Genomic DNA, 17874 nt, shown 5'->3' on the forward strand with positions numbered 1-17874 from the left:
AGAGGAACGAAATATGGGTTTACTTGTCGATGGACAATGGGTTGATCAGTGGTATGACACCAAGAGTCAAGGCGGCAAGTTTGTCCGTTCCAACGCGCAATTCCGCCACTGGGTGACACCCGATGGCGCGCCAGGACCAACCGGTGATGGCGGCTTCGCGGCGACCAGTGGCCGCTACCATCTCTATGTCTCGCTGGCCTGCCCCTGGGCGCATCGGACAATGATTTTGCGTGCGCTAAAAGGCTTGACCGAACATATTGGCATATCCGTCGTACACGCCGATATGTTGGACGAGGGCTGGATGTTCAGCGGCCCAGAGCTGGACAGCCCGGCGCAGGTGGGCGATCGGCTCTTTGGTGCCCGCTGCTACCATGAACTCTACACCCGAGCTGAGCCCAACTATTCTGGCCGAGTCACCGTGCCGGTGCTTTGGGATACCCAGACCGAGACCATCGTCAGCAACGAAAGTGCCGATATTATCCAGATGTTCAATTCGGCCTTTAATGATCTTACAGGTAATCCGCTTGACTATTACCCTGAAGCCGCCAGGGCGGATATTGACAGCGTCAATGACCGGGTCTATCAGGGCGTCAATAATGGCGTTTATAAGGTCGGTTTTGCGACCACCCAAGCGGCCTACGAAGAATCGTTCGGCGAGCTCTTTGAGACCCTGGAATGGCTCGAACAGCGCCTGTCTGGGCAGCGTTACTTGGCGGGCGAGCAGATCAGCCTAGCTGATTGGCGCCTTTTTACCACCCTGATTCGCTTCGATGCGGTCTATGTTGGGCACTTTAAGTGCAACAATAAGCGCATTGCCGACTACCCCAATCTGAGCAATTACGTGCGTGAGTTGTTTCAAGTTCCGGGTGTGGCGGAAACCGTGGATCTGACCCATATCAAACGGCACTACTACTTCAGCCACCGTTCGATTAACCCGGACGGTATCGTGCCCTTGGGTCCGGTGCAGGATTTTTCCGCAGGTCACGATCGAGCCCGTTCCTTTGGGTGAACCGCGTACCATAAACTAAACAACAGCATTGCAAAATTGGTGACAAATCCACCTAGGGCCTGTGGTAGGATGGGCCCCGCGAAATGAACTGCTTAGAGCCTACCAATGAACCGAACGTCACTTGATAAAAGCAAAATCCGAATCCTGTTGTTAGAGGGTGTACACCAGAGTGCACTTGATTCCTTGACCCGAGCTGGTTATACCAATATTGACAACGTTAAGGGCTCCTTGCCCGAGGCGGAGTTACTCGAGCGTGTCAAGGATGTCCATTTTATCGGGATACGCTCCCGAACTCAGCTCACCGCCGAAGTGTTTGCCGCCGCAGAGCGGCTGGTGGCGGTGGGTTGTTTTTGTATCGGTACCAACCAGGTCGACCTGGCTGCGGCCTCGGAGCGCGGCATTGCGGTGTTTAATGCACCCTTCTCGAATACGCGCTCGGTTGCCGAACTGGTGCTAGCCGAATCGATCTTACTGCTGCGCGGTATCCCCGAACGCAACGCCGCATGCCACCAGGGGGGCTGGTTGAAATCTGCCACCAACAGCTATGAAATTCGCGGTAAAACTCTGGGCATCGTTGGTTACGGCAGCATTGGCACCCAATTGGGCATTATGGCCGAAAGCATGGGCATGGAAGTTGTTTTCTACGACACCATTACCAAGCTTCCGCTCGGCAATGCCCGACAGGTCGGCTCGCTGAATGACTTGTTAGGACTGGCCGATGTGGTCACCTTGCACGTACCGGAAACGGCGTCCACCAAGTGGATGATGGGCGAGGCCCAGTTTGCCGCCATGAAGCAGGGCAGTGTTTTTATCAATGCCGCGCGCGGTACGGTAGTCGATATCGATGCCTTAGCTGCGGCCTTGCGCGCCAAGACCGTACTCGGTGCCGCGATCGATGTGTTCCCGCTGGAACCGCGTACCAATGATGAGGAATTTCAATCGCCCTTGCGCGCCTTCGACAATGTGATTTTGACCCCGCACATTGGCGGCTCCACCCAGGAAGCGCAATTCAATATCGGCATCGAGGTGGCGGAGAAACTCGCCAGCTACTCCGATACAGGTACCTCCTTATCGGCCGTTAACTTCCCCGAAGTCGCCTTGCCGGCGCATCCAAATGCGCATCGCATACTGCATATTCACCAAAATATTCCCGGCGTGCTGTCGGAAATTAACCAGGTGTTTTCTGAAAACCGGATCAATATCATGGGCCAATATCTGCGCACCTCGGACAATATCGGGTATGTGGTGATCGATGTTGCCCAAGACTGTTCGGAAGTAGCGCTGGAAAAGGTGCTGCAGGTTAAGGGTACCATCCGTGCCCGTGTGTTGTTCTAGGCCACTTAGGCCAGCCATGGTGATGCGCTCGGCAACCCTGTCCCTGGTCAGCCTGTTGGTTCTGTCAGCTTGCAGTAACCGGGCGATTGACACCGAGATGAGCCGCTGTGCCTTTGCCGACAGTCCGCGAACCCCGGCACCGGCCTTTATTTGTGATCCGAATATCACCGATTTTCCGGTGACTGTTCTCTTGGCTTCCGAACCCAGTGCCGAATCGGTCAGCGAGCGCATTAACCGCACGCTGACCGAGCAGATCACGTTCTGGGCCGATAGTTGGTCCCAGGCTTGGTACCAATCCGAGGCCAGTCAACTGGCCGCCAATGAATTCCTCTTAGATGCCCTCGCCGACATGGCTCGGGTAGTCCGTTCGCGGGCCAGTCCGACCGGCACTCTGTGGCTCATGGTGGGCCTGCCGATGACCGTCATGGACGTACGCACCCAGACATTGGCCACCGTGCCGCTGCGCTAACTTTCCTGGCCATCCGCTGGCCTGTGTGTCTCCCCTCTTGCCTTCCAACTGCCTGCTTAGCGTGAGTCGAATGCACTCCCCATTTGCCTTAGGGCACAGCCTTGCGTGGGACAGCAGTTTTTTTTTGCACTGCTAGACTTAAGCGATACAGAGAGTCCTGGTTGGAGATGTTCAATGGCTACGCCCAAAAGTTTAGTTCGGCCGCAAAAGGGTTTTTCAATTCGTATCCGTACCATTGCGTTGATTTCCACAATCATACTTTTAATGCTGGTGGCCAATAGCTTTATTGTTTTAAAAATTCGCTCCATCAATGAGCAAGTTGATGCTCAGTCCGGACTGATTTCCACCCAGAGAACATTGGTATCAAGGCAAGAGAGTTCTATTCTGGTGCAGCAGGAAGTCATCGACCGAGTGGCCACCATTGCCGAGACCATTAACCTGGTCAATGAAATGAACTACTGGTATTTCCAAGGTGCCCTTACCTTGATTATTCAATCGGTTGAGTCGGGCCGCCGCATCGAAACCAAACTGCAAAGCCAATTAGCCAACCTGGAAAAAAAGGACCCAAAGAACAAGACTCGATTCGACCAAGCACGCGAGGAAATTGAAACCTTTAAACTCTATGCCGAACGGATGTTTAAGATGTTCGAAACCAATTCGGTATCGATGGGAAAATCGATGGGCGATGGCGCTAAGGACCAGGCCGATAAAATTCTCGCCATTTTGGAGTCTTTGCGCAACGAGTACCAGCAGCAACAGACCGACTCGATGGATCAGATCGTCGCGGACGCTTTGGATTTTGCATCCGCCAGCGATTCGGTAGCCAGTGCTGGCGAAAATATCCGCGGTCAAGTGGACTCCTCATCGATTATGGCCATCAGTATCACGGCCGGGGCATTGCTGATTGGTAGCCTTCTGGGCCTGGTGTTTTTGCGTGGTGTATTGATCCCAATTCAGCGCCTGACTCAAGTTATTCAGAATATAGAATCGACCAATAATGTCACCTTGCGCACACAATATTTGCGCCGCGACGAACTCGGTTCAATTGCCCAAGCATTTGACGCCATGATGGACAAATTTCAGGGCACCATCAGTCGCATGTCTGATAGCGCGGGTGAGTTGATGGCGATCGCCAATACCGCTCGGGATGCCAGCGGTGACCTCTCGGTCAGTGTGCGCGCGCAACAGAATGAAACCGACATGGTCGCAGCTGCGACCACGGAGATGTCTGCAGCGGCTGCCAATATTAAACAGAATACCGATGTCGCCTCCGAGCTGGCCCAGAGTGCCCGGCAGACCGCCGAGCTCGGCCGTCAAACGATGGAAAATAGTGTCCGCAGCCTCGATGAACTCTCGCAAGGGGTCTCGTCCGCATCAAAGGTTATCGCCAGCCTGGCCAACAACACCGATGACATTGGCAGTGTACTGGACGTTATTCGTGGGATCTCTGAACAGACCAACCTGCTGGCCTTAAATGCCGCCATTGAAGCCGCCCGGGCCGGTGAGCAGGGGCGCGGTTTTGCCGTGGTGGCCGATGAGGTGCGCAATCTAGCCCGACGCACCCATCAGTCAACCATCGAAATACAGGAGACCGTGGGCAAGCTGCAGGACGGTGCCAAATCTGCGGTTGCCGAAATTGAAAAAAGCAAGATTAGCGGCCTGGATAATATGCAAAAAATCCACGAGGCCGCCAACACTATGGCAGAGGTCGCCAAGGCCGTGGACCAAATTAATGAGTTAAACAGTCAAATTGCTCAGGCCTCATCAGAACAGTCGGAAGTGGCGGGCAGCATCGACGCCTCCATCAATCGCATTTCGGGCCAGGTTAACGACCTGTCGGCCAATGCCGTGGCACGTGAAGAGGCCGCTGAAGCCTTGCGCGATATTAGTGAACAACTCAAGGGCCTAGTGGATACCTTTTTGACTAAGTAATAACCTTGCAGGAAGTCTGTGTTTCGTTAGGACTAACGCAGAGCAGGCATAGGTTGGCGCCGATAAAAAACATCTTCAGACCTACAACAGCACCGAACGATTAATCGGCTAAAAGAGAAGGTCCGCCATGGCAAGGTTCCTGGCAAGGTCTACACTAAAAAGGCGAGAGAGTTTATTAATGATTAACTGACCAATCCAAAGGGGGATTGTTATGAAGTGGCTGTTTCTTTTGATCATCATAATAGCTGTTGTTATGTTGGGTGCAGCCATGGTTTTTATCGATGCCGGCATCCTGCGAGATGCTGTTATTTGTGTGCTTGGCGCCCTGCTGGGTTTTTTAATCGCCTTTCGTATGCAGGCCCACTACACCCTGTTGCGAGATGATTAACTATCTTCAAAATGGAGTAGGAGCTTCGGCTCGCCGTTTTTCGGCCACCGCCGCCTACATTCGATAAGCCCTCAAGCGTCGACGCTAAGGGGGTTGGTAAAGTCAAAATGAAGAATATTATTTAGATTTAATCCAATAAAAATATTCCACCTAGACGCTAAGTCATCCTTTTAATATCAAAAGCACACCCTAATGGGCAGAGGTTTGATTAGGTGGATTTTACTTAATACTAAGCAAAGAGGCCTTCTGCGAAAGCTCGGAAGCGGTTAATTTATCCCCCGTTATGAGGTGATTCTCGACTACAACAAAAAGTAAAGGAATAGATATTATGATGAAAAAAACACTTGTTACCGCATTGGCTATCGCCGGAGCGACTATGGGTTCTCAGGCGATGGCTTGGGATGAAGGTAGCCTATTGGTTTGGATCAATGCTGACAAAGGCTACAATGGCTTGCAAGCCGTGGGTGATAAATTTGCCGAGGAAACAGGCGTCGCGGTAAAGGTCGAAACACCTGATTCTGTCACCGAAAAATTCCAACAGGAAGCATCTATTGGAAAAGGGCCAGACATCTTTATCTGGGCGCATGACCGCTTTGGTGATTGGGCTAAATCGGGTCTGATCACGCCGGTTGTACCGAGTAGCGCTGTTAAGAAAGCACTGGATGACTCGTTCTGGGGTGCGGTCAGTTATAACGGTCAGATCTTTGGTTACCCCATCGCCGTCGAAGGTCCAACGCAAATTTGTAACGCTGACATCGTTAGCAAGCCCTTCAAGAGTATTGCAGATGTTAAGGCCGCCGCGCCCGGTTTAGCCGAGCAGGGTAAGCAGTCGCTGATGTGGGACTACAATAATACTTACTTCACCTATGGCTTCCTGACCGCCGAAGGGGGCTTTGCGTTTGAGAATGTTGCCGGCGTTTACAATCCGAAAGTTACGGGTATGGCCAACGACGGTACAAAAGCTGGCGCGGCCATGATCAAAGATCTAATCGACTCGGGTATTATGGCTGAGGGTGTTGATTACGGTGTATTCGACGCCGCCTTTAAGGCCGGTGAAGTGGCCTGCGTCATTAACGGTCCATGGGCTTGGGCGGATTACGAGAAAGCCGGCATCGATATGATTCTGGGAGCCTATCCAAAGATTGGCAAAGGCACACCTAAGGGCTTTACCGGTATCTTATCTGCGGCGGTGAACGCTTCTACGCCGAACAAAGAATTGGCGGTGGAATTGTTGGAAGCCTATCTGCTGACCGAAGATGGCCTGAAGATGGTCAATGACGATCGTGCTTTGGGTGCCGTCACTCATAAGAAGTTTATGAAATCTTTGGCAAAAGAAAGTGGCACCTTAGCCGACGCCTACAAAGTATGGCAAGCCGGTGAACCCATGCCAAACATCCCAGAAATGGGTGCCTTTTGGAGCAATATGGGCCCAGCCTTGACTGCCATCACTCAGGGTCGTCAAACGGTTGTGGAAGCGCTTGACGATGCAGCAGCTCGCATCGTGAAGTAAGGCACCACAAGCATAGGGTGGTGGCCGGTCTTGCCGGTGACTACCTTGCAGATAAGCGCTTATGCACTGTTGCTAGCGATAAGCGTTTTTTTTTGCAACTTTTCCGAACGAGCTTTTTTATTTGAACTACAGTTCAGGCGCAGCTGTAATCCTAGGTGAGTGACCAGCCACTATTGAACATTCCGAAAAACTTCCCATTAAAATTATATCGATGAGAACCATGTCAGTTTGACTTAACAAAGCAACTTGCCGATAGGTTTCTTTCTTAACTAAACTTTGCACGCTTGAAAATGAGGTCTCTATATGGCAAATATAAATGCCATCCCGATGGTGCCGGAAGCTGCCGCACTGGAAAGATGGAAGGTATGGACGCAATATATTGTCGTTACCCTGCTCTCGGTATTTTTCCTCTATGTCACCCTAACGATGTATGCCAAAAATGAAATTCTTTATGGCACCTTTGTGCTGGTATTTACCGCGACCTTTGGCTTTGTTTTTCTATCTGAAAAAGCCTATGTTTGGCGCTATGTTTTTCCCGGTTTGGTTGGTGTGTTTGTCTTTGTTATTTTTCCTATCATGTATACCTTGGGGTTAACCTTTACCAACAAGTCGAACCTACACCTGCTATCCTTCGCCCAATCAAAGGCCTATTTTCTGCAGCAAGCCTATGTCGCCGAGGGGTCTCATGATTACCCGCTGACCCTCTTGATGGATGGTGACAATACCCAGTTGATGCTAGAAGATGCAAACGGCGCCCTGTATGTCAGCGAACAATCGTTGCCCATGACCCATACCGAGATGATTGTGGTAAAATTGGTGCCCAGCGATGGCGTACCCAACTTACCTATAGCGCCTGACAAGACATTCTTTGCACAGCTCAACCAGTTAGCGAACATTCAGTTGGAATTGCCAAATGGCACGCTATTGGTGAAATCGAAAATACGAGAATATGGTGAGAAATATTCCTTATGGCGGGTCGCAGCGGATGACACCGCTGTTCTGGTCAATCAACTTGATGGCAGCCGATTGCGCGCCGACTTGAACCAGGGGTTCTTTGTCGACGCGTCGGGTGAATACGTCACGCCAGGATTTCAGGTCAATGTCGGATTCGATAACTATAAGCGCATCCTGACCGACAAGGGGATGTTTGGTCCCTTTCTACAAATCTTCACCTGGACAATGTTCTTTTCTATTTTCACCGTGATCGCGACCTTCTTTATTGGTATGACCATCGCAAGCTTTGTGCAATGGGAGCCGATTAAGATTCGCGGCCTCTATCAAGTTTTGCTGATTTTACCCTATGCCGTGCCGGGCTTTATTTTGATCATGATCTTCAAGGCACTCTTTAATCAAAATCTTGGACAAATAAACTATGTGCTCGATGTCCTGTTCAACATCGCCCCAGATTGGAATTCCGACCCCCATTTTTCGCGCCTGATGATTTTGATCGCGAATCTATTTATGGGTTATCCCTACATGTTCATTCTCAGCTTGGGCATGCTCCAGTCCATTCCGAAGGACCTCTATGAGGCCTCCAGCTTGGAAGGTTCTGGGCCACTCAATAATTTCTTTCGCATTACCCTGCCGCTGGTTACCCGGCCGATGCTGCCGTTGTTAATCGCATCCTTTACCTTTAATTTTAATAATTTTGTCCTGATCCAACTGCTTACGCGCGGTGACCCAATTATCATCGGTTCCAACCCACAGGCGGGCGAAACGGATTTGCTGGTGAACTATGCTTTCCGCTTGGCCTTTATGGGGGATACTCAGGATTTCGCCCTGGGTGCCACCATCTCGACCTTCATCTTTCTAATGGTTGGCATTATGGCGGTGATCTATCTTAAAGCGGCCAGAATAGAAGTCGGCCGAAAATAACTCCAGCGGAGAGTGCAGCATGGTTAAATCAACATCCTTTACCGCTCGTATCTGGGGCGTACATATTTTCTTGATCACTTTTTTATTTTTCGTGATCTATCCATTGGCCTACGTGGTGTCGATATCTTTTCGGACCGGCCATACCCTGGTCGATCCGCAGAATTTTCTGATTCCATCCGATCCGACCTTGGAGCATTGGGCTCTTGCTCTAGAGCAAAACTATACCGGCATGAACCCACTGAAAAAGGATCTCGACGGCGTCGATCAGGTGAACTTCAACAATGGTATTGGCGACGTGGCGTTTAATGCCGACGGATCTTGGACCCTAAGGGCCAACACCAGCTTCAGTGAAGAAGACTTCCCGATCCAGTCCTACATGGCCATTGCGTATTTAAATGAAGTGGGCGACAAGGTGGCGCTCAGCGGGTCCGACCCAGACGGTCTGATCGGCCGTCAGCAGATCGTTCTCGACCTGCCCGGTCAGCGCAGTCGCTATGGGGCGGATGTCCTGTTTCTGGATCCGGCCGGGAGCGTGAGCAGTGAGCTGACCGTCTATGCCAAGCCCCCTGGGGCTACCCGAACCACGCTGCAATATGGTGGTGCCTATGTCTCGAAGCCGGTTTTTCCAGTCCTGAGTTGGTTGATGAATACCGTTAAGGTTGCCGTGATCACGGCAACTCTGGTACTGCTCTTGTCAACGACCAGCGCCTATGCCTTTGGCCGGTTGGGTTTTACCGGCAAGGGACCGATGTTGAAGTCCTTGTTGGTTATTCAGATGTTTCCCAATACCTTATTTTTAACCGCGCTCTATCTGATCTTTGAGAAGTTAGGCAGTTTTATTGGCTTGATGGAACTGAACTCGCATTCGGCGCTGATCATCGGTTATATGGGCTCGATGGCTTTGAATATTTTCATGATCATCGGGTACTTCGACACCATCGATGCGGCGATGGAAGAGTCGGCCTGGATCGACGGCGCAACCCCTTGGCAAACCTTCTATAAGATATTGCTGCCCCTCAGCGTGCCCATATTGGCGGTGGTCTTTATTCTGACCTTTATCGGCATCGTCAATGAATATCCATTAGCGTCTATCCTGATATCCGATCTGAATAAGATGACCTTGGCAGTCGGAGCGCAACAGTATATACAGGCACAAAATGCACTCTGGGGTGACTTCGCTGCAGCGGCGGTTCTGGCCGGCATCCCAATCACCATCGTCTTCTTGATCTGTCAAAAATTCTTAGTCAGCGGGCTCACATCCGGGGGCGTCAAAGGCTAGTCTAGTAGCCGCTGTTGCTAAAGCCCGCCGCGTGCGGGCTTTTTTTGGCTGAAAGAATTATAAAGCTGGGTATGGTTGGCAAGGCCATTATGCAAATAAATCGGGATGAGTGGATAAATGACCTAAAATTCAGTGATAGATCGGGTAAGCTAGTGGCACTTAAACGAGGAAGTCTGATGTCCGAACCCATTGAGAACCTGCTGATTGGCCCAGAGCACTTTTTAAATCGTGAATTGTCGCTGCTGGAGTTTCATCGCCGGGTCATGGCGCAGGCGGAAGACAGTCAGATTCCGCTGCTGGAGCGCCTTCGCTTCCTCTGTATCTCGAGCACGAACCTCGATGAGTTTTTCGAAGTCCGGGTGGGTGGTTTAAAAGAGCGTAATGAGGCCGGTATGACCTTGCCTGGTGCAGACGGTCAGACCCCGGAGCAGCAATTGGAAAAAATTGCCGTCCATTCCCATGTTCTGGTGCAGGATCAGTACCGAATCCTTAATGAGACGCTGCTGCCCCTGCTGGCTGAGGCCGAAATAGTCGTAGTGAAGCGGGAAAACTGGAGCCAAACTCAAATTGCTTGGTTGCATGAGTATTTTCATCAAGAGATTTTGCCGCTGCTCAGCCCGATTGGGCTCGATCCGGCCCACCCCTTTCCACGCATCCTGAATAAGTCATTGAACTTTATGGTGTTCTTGCAGGGTAAGGATGCCTTTGGCCGCAACAGCGGTCAGGCGATCGTGCAATGCCCGCGATCCTCGCCCAACCTGGTGCGCCTAGAGGTGCCGGGAGAAGAGTCGGCTAACCACTTTGTTTTCACCTCATCGATCATCCACTTTTTTATGGATGAAATTTTCTTCGGTATGACCGTTAAGGGCTGTTACCAGTTTCGGGTGACGCGCAACTCTGAGCTGTTTGTCGATGAAGAAGAAACCGAAGATCTGCGTCGTGCCATTGAAGGGGAACTGATCTATCGGCAGTTTGGCGATGAGGTGCGACTGGAGATAGCCGAAAACAGTCCCGACCAGATGGTGGCGTTTCTTTCCAAACAATTTGAAATCAAGAGCCCCGACATGTACCGGGTCAATGGTCCGGTCAACCTCAATCGTTTAGTAGGGCTGATTGATATGGTCGGGCGCCCAGATCTGATGTATCCACCCTTTGAAGCGAACTACCCAAAGCTGCTTAAACGTAAGGGCAATGTTTTTGATGCGATCAGTAAATCGGATATTCTCTTGCATCACCCCTTCGACTCTTTTTTGCCCGTGGTCGATCTGATCCGGCAGGCGGCGAAAGACCCTCGGGTTCTAACGATAAAACAGACCCTTTACCGTACGGGCTCCAAGTCGATCATTGTCGACGCGTTAGTAGCGGCCGCTAAGGCCGGCAAGGAAGTGACTGTTGTCATCGAGCTCCTGGCGCGCTTCGATGAGGAAGCCAACGTGGCTTTGGCCACCCGACTGCAGGAATATGGTATCCATGTGGTCTACGGTGTTTTTGGCTATAAGACCCATGCCAAGCTGTTGATGGTGGCGCGCAAGGAAGGCAATCGATTGTGTCACTATGTTCATATGGGTACCGGCAACTATCATCCCAAAACAGCGACCATCTACACTGACTATGGTCTGATGACCAACAATAAGCAGATTGGTGATGACGTCAATCGGATCTTCCTACAGCTAACCAGCTTGGGTCGAATGTCGAAACTGGACCGAGTACTGCAAGCGCCGTTTTCGTTGCATAAGACCTTGGTGCGCTACATCGAACGTGAGACTCAAAACGCCCGAGACGGCAAGCCGGCTCGAATCATCGCCAAGATGAATTCATTGTCTGAGGATGTTCTGGTGCAAAAGCTTTACCAAGCAAGTCAAGCCGGCGTGCAGATCGATTTGATTGTGCGCGGCGTTTGCCAGGTCACTCCAGGCTTGCCTGGGGTATCTGAGAATATCAGGGTGCGCTCGGTGGTCGGTCGTTTTCTCGAGCATACTCGGGTGTTTTGTTTCCACAACGCAGGCGAACCCGAGGTGATATTGGCCAGCGCCGACTGGATGACCCGTAATATGTTTCATCGGGTCGAAACCGGCTTCCCACTGTTATTGAAGAAAATTCGCGAGAAGGTGATTGAGGACCTAGAACTGTACCTGCGCGATACGGCCCAAGCTTGGCAACTGAGCAGCGACGGCAGCTACCAGAAGGTATTGCCGGAGGACGGCGTTGAAGCCTTATCAGCGCAAATGACGCTCTTAGCGCAGGCAACGCAATAGCTAGTCGCTCAGTCCGATCGGGTGAGTCAGGGTCAAGGCCCCCGGGCCCTTCTTCATTAGGTTGGCCTCGGCGGCTAAGCCCGCCGCTGCCAACGGTTGTGCTTCCCACCAGGCTGGAGGGGCGTTAAACACCAATGCGCCGTGCTCAACACTGATCGACCAGCCGATGTCTTGGAACTCATTGCGGGCCCGAGTTAGGATGCAGGCCAAGCGAAATATTTGCAGCACCACGACAAAGGCGGCGACATCCTCCTTGGGCAACTTGTCGAGTATCGACCAATCCGGCTTCTTGCGTTGATTGCGCACTAGGTAGGCGAGACGATTTTGTTCATCATAGCCAAAGCCGGCCAGGTGGCTGTGTTCGATAATATAGCCGCCGTGCACATGGAACTGGTCGTGGTTGATGTCCAGACCCACTTCTTGCAGTAGGCAAGCCCAGCTCAAGTAGTCCAGCCAGCGGTCATCGAGAGCCATTTTTGCTTGAACCTGTTTGAACAGCTGGAGCGCAATCCGCTGGGTGCGTTGGGCGTGGATCGCATCGGTATGAAAACGTTTGGCCAGTTCGGTCACCGATCTCTCCCGCATATCCGAGATGCTGTCGTAGCCGAGTAAATCAAAGAGCACCCCTTCGCGCAACGCCCAAGGCGAGGCTTCCAGTGTATTCAACTTAAGCGCCTGCATGCAGGCGCGGAGCACGATCAGGCCGCCCATGAAGACCGGCTTACGGTCATTGCTCAGGCCGGGCAGGTTCAAGGCCTCGATCGTCTTCGCCTCGAGGCAATGTTTTATCAGCCATTTTAAGCCGTCGGGGGTAATGGCCGGGTGGCCGCTCTTCTGGTCGAGGATGCTGGCGATGGTTTTAATGGTACCGGAACAACCAATGGCGCGTTGCCATGTTTGCTGGCGAAACATATTCTCGAATGGTTCAATCTTCTGTAGGCAATAGATCTCGGCGGCCTTAATGGCGGCCTTGTTGATTTCGCCGTGGGCAAAAAAACGTTTGGTGATCGAGACACAACCCATGCCCAGGGATTCCAGCGTCGAAGGCATAAAATCTTGGCCGACGATTAATTCGGTACTGCCACCGCCTATGTCGATCACCAGTCGGGTTAGGTGGTCGTCCTCAATACCAAAGGCAACACCCTGATAGACCAGACGCGCCTCCTCGGCACCGGAGACGATATGAATACCGACCCCTAGAGTCTGTTCGGCTCGCACCAAAAAGGGCGCCGCATTGACTGCCAAACGCAGGGTCCGGGTGCCGACGGCCCGGACTCGGGCTGACGGCAAATGGGCAATGCGTTGCTGAAAACGGCCCAAGCAATCGAGCGCCCGTTGTTGCGAAATATCGTCCAGGGCATTGTCTTCGTCGAGGCCATAACCCAGTAGAACGGATTCCTTCAGGCGATCGATGATCGTCAATTGACCGTTTGATACCTTCGCAATGATCATATGAAAGGAGTTCGAGCCCAGATCGATAGCGGCAAACTCTTCATCGCGATTTCGCCAGAAACCAGAAATTTTCAACATCACGCTACTCTTAAATTGACTTAAACCGTGAAACCCTTCTAACTGACCAGTCTATCACCTAAACAATTCAGGAGCCTGCTTTGACGATACATACCTTTTCTGGCAAACAGCCGCAGTTGGGCGAGCGCGTGTTTATCAGTCCGGCCGGTTATGTGCTCGGCGATGTCACCCTCGGCAACGACTGCTCAGTCTGGCCCGGGGCCGTAATTCGTGGCGATATGCAGCGCATTCAGGTCGGTCAACGGACGTCGGTACAGGACGGCGCGGTGTTGCACATCACCCATGCCAGTGCCTACCACCCCGAAGGCTTTCCATTGACCATCGGCAATGATGTGACCATCGGGCATCAGGCCTGCCTGCATGGCTGCAGCATTGGTAATGAAGTTCTGATCGGCATCGGTGCGACTGTTCTGGACGGTGCCCAGATTGAAGATCGGGTTATCTTGGCCGCCGGCGCCTTGGTGCCCCCGGGCAAGGTCTTGGTGTCCGGCTTTCTCTATAAGGGCAGTCCCGCGGCCGCGGCGCGCGCCTTAAGCGATGCCGAACTGGACTACTTCCGATACACGGCCGGTAATTACGTTAAATTAAAGGATCAATATATCAGCGAGGGGCTTGGTGAGTCGTAACCTAGGGGGTATCGTGGGCGGGCCGGTCGGTTGTGCGCGCAGCGTTGAACAGCCTTCGCTAGGGATTACCTCAAGCGCCAGTGATCACAACCATCACCGGTCATTACTCTGACGGTCAGATGCCAGTGTCATAGCTGAAGAAGTTACCCAAGGTAACAATTTCTCGTACAGTGGCTGTTACCCAGTCGGGTAGGTATCGAACTGGAAATCGCCGGTTTTCATGCACCATTTTGGGTATTAGCTATCCAAGCCAGCCCTCAGATAGAGCGGCCGAGGTGGCGTCTTTTTGCCCGACTTAGACAGAGGCGACCGCCTAATAGACTTCCAAATCGGCGTCTTGATGTTCGTTTCGCAAACGCTGCTGCTCTAAGTGATCTTCAATCGCGCGTCGTGCCGCTAAACGTCGGTGATTGTCATTACGCTTATTTGCACTGCCATCTGCTGGCTTGTGCAGCCCTGAATCTTCAATGTTGGAGAGCTCTAGTTTAAAAAGGTTGCTAGTCATAGATAGTAATTCCCTCATGGTAACGGCAGCTGGTATATGTCCGCTGTGCGTTGATCAAGAATCAGCTTGCGATTCGCGGATCAGTCTATTCGTTTCCTATTTCATTTCTGTGAAATGCATCGAAGGAGTGCGGCCACATTGGTTACATATTGTAATAGGCTTTAGTTTCAGGTCTGAATTAAGCAAGAATAATGCCCAAAATGGCCATCTGCAGAGTGATGCCGAGGAAGAGAGACTCTGCATGCCTGCGGTGAACCCGTCGGCTCTTAATGGAGCGAGTCGCCAGCTTGGGACAGGGTGTCCAGATTGGTGTGGCGAATTAGCGTTAGCACCTCGGCAGTGGGTAAGGCATGGCTGATCAGATAACCTTGGGCATAGTCACAGCCGAGCCGTTCTAAGTAGGACAGCTGCTCCTTGGTTTCCACCCCTTCAGCGACGACCTTCAGCTTGAGACTGTCGGCCATCGCTAATATGGCCTCGACGATCGGGCTGGGCGCGCCTTGGCGTGCTTCGGCGACAAAGGATTTATCGATCTTCAGGGTATCAATTGGCAGGCGTTTTAGGTAACTCAGGGAAGAATAACCGGTACCAAAATCGTCCAATGCCAGGCGAACACCGAGTGAGCGCAACCGGTTCAAAAATTCTTGCGCATGATGAATGTCTTCCATCAACATACTCTCGGTGAGTTCCAATTCCAGATAGACCGCCGGCAGCCCAGATTGGCATAGCGCATTGTGGACCACGTCATATAGGTCGTCGCGCCGAACCTGATGGCCCGAAATATTGACTGAAATTGAGATCTCGCCCAGATTCTGTTCACGCCACTCGGCGGCGTCCAAACATGCCTTATTAAGCACCTGCTCGCCGATGGCGGCAATCAATCCGGTTTCCTCTGCCAGCGGAATGAAGTCCTGTGGATCGATCAGGCCATTCTCAGGGTGTATCCAGCGTGCCAGGGCCTCAACCGAATCGATCCGGCCGGTGCGGAGGTTCAGCTTAGGTTGATAGTTAACCGAGAATTCATTTTGGGTGATGGCGCTACGCATGGCTTTTTCCATCTGCATCCGTGCCACTGGCTGGGTCGCTAAGCGCTGGTGAAAGAATTGGGCATTATTGCCACCCTGGTAGCGCGCTTGGTTCATCGCGGCAATGGCGTGATTAAGCAGTTGGCGCACGTTGCCGTCCTTGACAATGCAGACCCCGATACTGGCGGTGACGATCAACTCATGCTCAGTCACCAAAAAGGGGCGGGTGATGGCGACCTGTAAATCGGCCAAGCTGGTTAAAAGCCTGTCTTGGTTGCCTTGGTACTCGATGATTAGAGCAAACTCATCGCTCGACAGACGCGCGACCTGATGTATCGGTTCGGCAAAATCGTTCAACCGCGCGGCCAAATCCTTTAACAGTTGGTCCCCAATCTCCACGCCGAAACTTTCATTGACCGATTTAAATCGGTCCAGGTTTAATACGCAGACCGCATAATGGTCCTGTAGTAGATGCTCATGGTCTTGGAACTGACGCAACACGCGCTGGAAATAATCTCGATTGAATAAGCCGGTCAGGCTGTCGAAATCGGTGCGATCGGAACTCTTATTTTTGGTGCGCTGGTTTGCGGATAGATCCCGACAAATACCGAGATAATGGCATAGGCTGGCATCGGCGCGGCGAATGGCGGTCAGATTGATCGATAGGGGAAAGGGCTGGTTCTGACCGCGGATCGCTATTATTTCGCCGCGATAGTGACCCTGAGACCCAAGCTGCATGGATATACTCTGGGCCTGCTCGGTGTGAATCATTTGCACTAGGGGCTGACCTACCCAGTCACCCTGCGACTGCGCAAAAATCTGGCAAAACATCCTATTGCATGTGCGTAGCCGCTGCTGCACATCGAGCATAAAGACCCCTTCGGTGCTGTTGTTAAACAGGCTCGATGACAGGGTGAGGTCTTCCTGCAGTTGCATATCTTGGCTGATGTCTCGGCGCGTCCCGATCATCCGGGCGGGCCGACCTAGGTGGTTGCGTTCAGTAACCTTGCCGATGTCTTCGATCCAACGCTGCTGTCGTTTATGTGGCAGTTGGACCCTATATCGGGCCTGATAATAGTCGGTCTCGCCGCGCAGATGCTGCTTCAACGCCTTGCGGACAAGTGGCATGTCCTCAGGCAGGACATAGTCGGTTAGGACAAATTCCTTGCCATTGAGGGTGTCGCTATTGCCAAAAAATTGCGCGGTATCGGAATGATAAACCCGGTGCAGCAACAGATCCCAGTCCCAAAAGCCTAGCCCCGAGGCCGCCATGGCCAGATTAAGCTGCGCCTCACTCTGGGTCAGCGCTTGATTGACTTCCTTGCGCAGTTGAACTTCTCGACTTAGGCGGTGATTAATCTGTTCGACGTCATGGGTGCGCTGGTTGAATCGGTTGAGTAAATCGCTCTGATTTTCGGTCAAGAGTTGGGTTAGACGCTGCGACTCCAGCTCTTGGCGAATATTGCGCATGGCCAGCTGGTGGCCTAGCGCGGCCGCAAGGCTAAAGAGTGCCATCAGCGGCAGGTGCACCTGTATCAGGAGGGGGTCATCGGCCTGAAATAAGAACGGAATCGGGATCAGACCAATGGCGCCATCGGTAATCGCCACTAAGCGGCCGTGAGAATAGAGGAATAGACTCGCCAGGCCGCCCTCGGCAATGGCCAGCGTCAAACAGAGACCACCCTGTTGGGCAATTGCGGCCCACAACAGCGCATTGACCGAGATCAGTAGCGTGACGATAGGTACTGGGCTCCACAGCGGAGCAGCGTCCAACCGTCGTTGACAATAGACGTTGGTCGACAAGGCGCATAGGGCCAGCATGGACACAGCACCGGCGCTCCACTGACCGATTTGCGGTAAGTCATTGAACAGTTGAAAGACCCCACAAGCCACGCTGACCAACAGCGTCGACCACCAAAAATAGCGGCCATTGCGCAGTAAAATTTGTGCACGTCGGTGGTGAAGCGTTTCGCTGTCAGTGACCATAACCCGGCTTTCTAGCGTTGTTTACAGCAGTATAGGCAAGGAAATTTGGCAGGCGGTGCGGAAAGTCGACTTAATTGATTACCAAAAGAGTGGAAAAACGCGGCCGCTGGATGCCTAAGGCAGATGAGATTGTTCAGACCATCTGCTACA

General features: G+C 52.3%; 13 protein-coding genes. 10 read left to right on the top strand and 3 right to left on the bottom strand.

From position 1 onward, the window contains the following. Positions 1-13: 13 nt before the first annotated feature. From REIFOR_RS01105 to ppk1, 9 genes are all read left to right on the top strand, one after another. A complete protein-coding gene (locus tag REIFOR_RS01105) occupies positions 14-1009 on the top strand; it encodes a glutathione S-transferase family protein (protein ID WP_100255811.1) in 996 nt (331 codons plus the stop codon). 105 nt (positions 1010-1114) lie between these two features. Continuing rightward, on the top strand, positions 1115-2344 hold the full coding sequence (gene serA, locus REIFOR_RS01110; RefSeq protein ID WP_100255812.1) for a phosphoglycerate dehydrogenase: 1230 nt from the start codon (positions 1115-1117) through the stop codon (positions 2342-2344). 22 nt (positions 2345-2366) lie between these two features. Further along, the gene (locus REIFOR_RS01115) at positions 2367-2813 is read left to right on the top strand and encodes a hypothetical protein (protein ID WP_145980202.1); all 447 of its coding nucleotides are present in this window, start codon (positions 2367-2369) and stop codon (positions 2811-2813) included. Between the two features lie 174 nt (positions 2814-2987). Next, positions 2988-4745 carry a methyl-accepting chemotaxis protein gene (locus tag REIFOR_RS01120; protein WP_100255814.1) on the top strand — a complete coding sequence of 586 codons (1758 nt, stop codon included), beginning with the start codon at positions 2988-2990 and terminating at the stop codon, positions 4743-4745. A 211-nt stretch (positions 4746-4956) separates the two neighbouring features. Further along, positions 4957-5133, top strand: coding sequence for a hypothetical protein (locus tag REIFOR_RS16825; protein WP_158524256.1), 177 nt, complete (start codon positions 4957-4959; stop codon positions 5131-5133). 328 nt (positions 5134-5461) lie between these two features. Beyond that, the gene (malE, locus tag REIFOR_RS01125; protein WP_227003729.1) at positions 5462-6643 is read left to right on the top strand and encodes a maltose/maltodextrin ABC transporter substrate-binding protein MalE; all 1182 of its coding nucleotides are present in this window, start codon (positions 5462-5464) and stop codon (positions 6641-6643) included. A gap of 303 nt (positions 6644-6946) precedes the next feature. Continuing rightward, complete coding sequence (gene malF / locus REIFOR_RS01130; protein WP_100255815.1) at positions 6947-8518, top strand: maltose ABC transporter permease MalF; 1572 nt, start codon at positions 6947-6949, stop codon at positions 8516-8518. 19 nt (positions 8519-8537) lie between these two features. Next, positions 8538-9797, top strand: coding sequence for a maltose ABC transporter permease MalG (malG, locus tag REIFOR_RS01135; RefSeq protein WP_227003730.1), 1260 nt, complete (start codon positions 8538-8540; stop codon positions 9795-9797). A gap of 176 nt (positions 9798-9973) precedes the next feature. After that, positions 9974-12052 carry a polyphosphate kinase 1 gene (gene ppk1 / locus REIFOR_RS01140; RefSeq protein ID WP_100255816.1) on the top strand — a complete coding sequence of 693 codons (2079 nt, stop codon included), beginning with the start codon at positions 9974-9976 and terminating at the stop codon, positions 12050-12052. Here ppk1 and REIFOR_RS01145 read toward each other — a convergent pair whose 3' ends face one another. After that, positions 12053-13582 (bottom strand): Ppx/GppA phosphatase family protein, encoded by a 1530-nt coding sequence (locus REIFOR_RS01145; protein ID WP_100255817.1) that lies wholly within the window; start codon positions 13580-13582, stop codon positions 12053-12055. An 80-nt stretch (positions 13583-13662) separates the two neighbouring features. On the opposite strand from REIFOR_RS01145, the gene REIFOR_RS01150 reads away from it, so the two are divergent. After that, a complete protein-coding gene (locus tag REIFOR_RS01150) occupies positions 13663-14208 on the top strand; it encodes a gamma carbonic anhydrase family protein (RefSeq protein ID WP_100255818.1) in 546 nt (181 codons plus the stop codon). A 313-nt stretch (positions 14209-14521) separates the two neighbouring features. On the opposite strand, the gene REIFOR_RS01155 is transcribed toward REIFOR_RS01150, so the two are convergent. Both REIFOR_RS01155 and REIFOR_RS01160 read right to left on the bottom strand, forming a co-directional pair. Then, positions 14522-14713 carry a PA3496 family putative envelope integrity protein gene (locus REIFOR_RS01155; protein ID WP_100255819.1) on the bottom strand — a complete coding sequence of 64 codons (192 nt, stop codon included), beginning with the start codon at positions 14711-14713 and terminating at the stop codon, positions 14522-14524. Positions 14714-14979: 266 nt separating this feature from the next. Continuing rightward, positions 14980-17724 carry an EAL domain-containing protein gene (locus REIFOR_RS01160; protein WP_100255820.1) on the bottom strand — a complete coding sequence of 915 codons (2745 nt, stop codon included), beginning with the start codon at positions 17722-17724 and terminating at the stop codon, positions 14980-14982. Between the last annotated feature and the right edge of the window lie 150 nt (positions 17725-17874).

The organism is Reinekea forsetii (genome assembly GCF_002795845.1).
GTDB lineage: Bacteria > Pseudomonadota > Gammaproteobacteria > Pseudomonadales > Natronospirillaceae > Reinekea > Reinekea forsetii.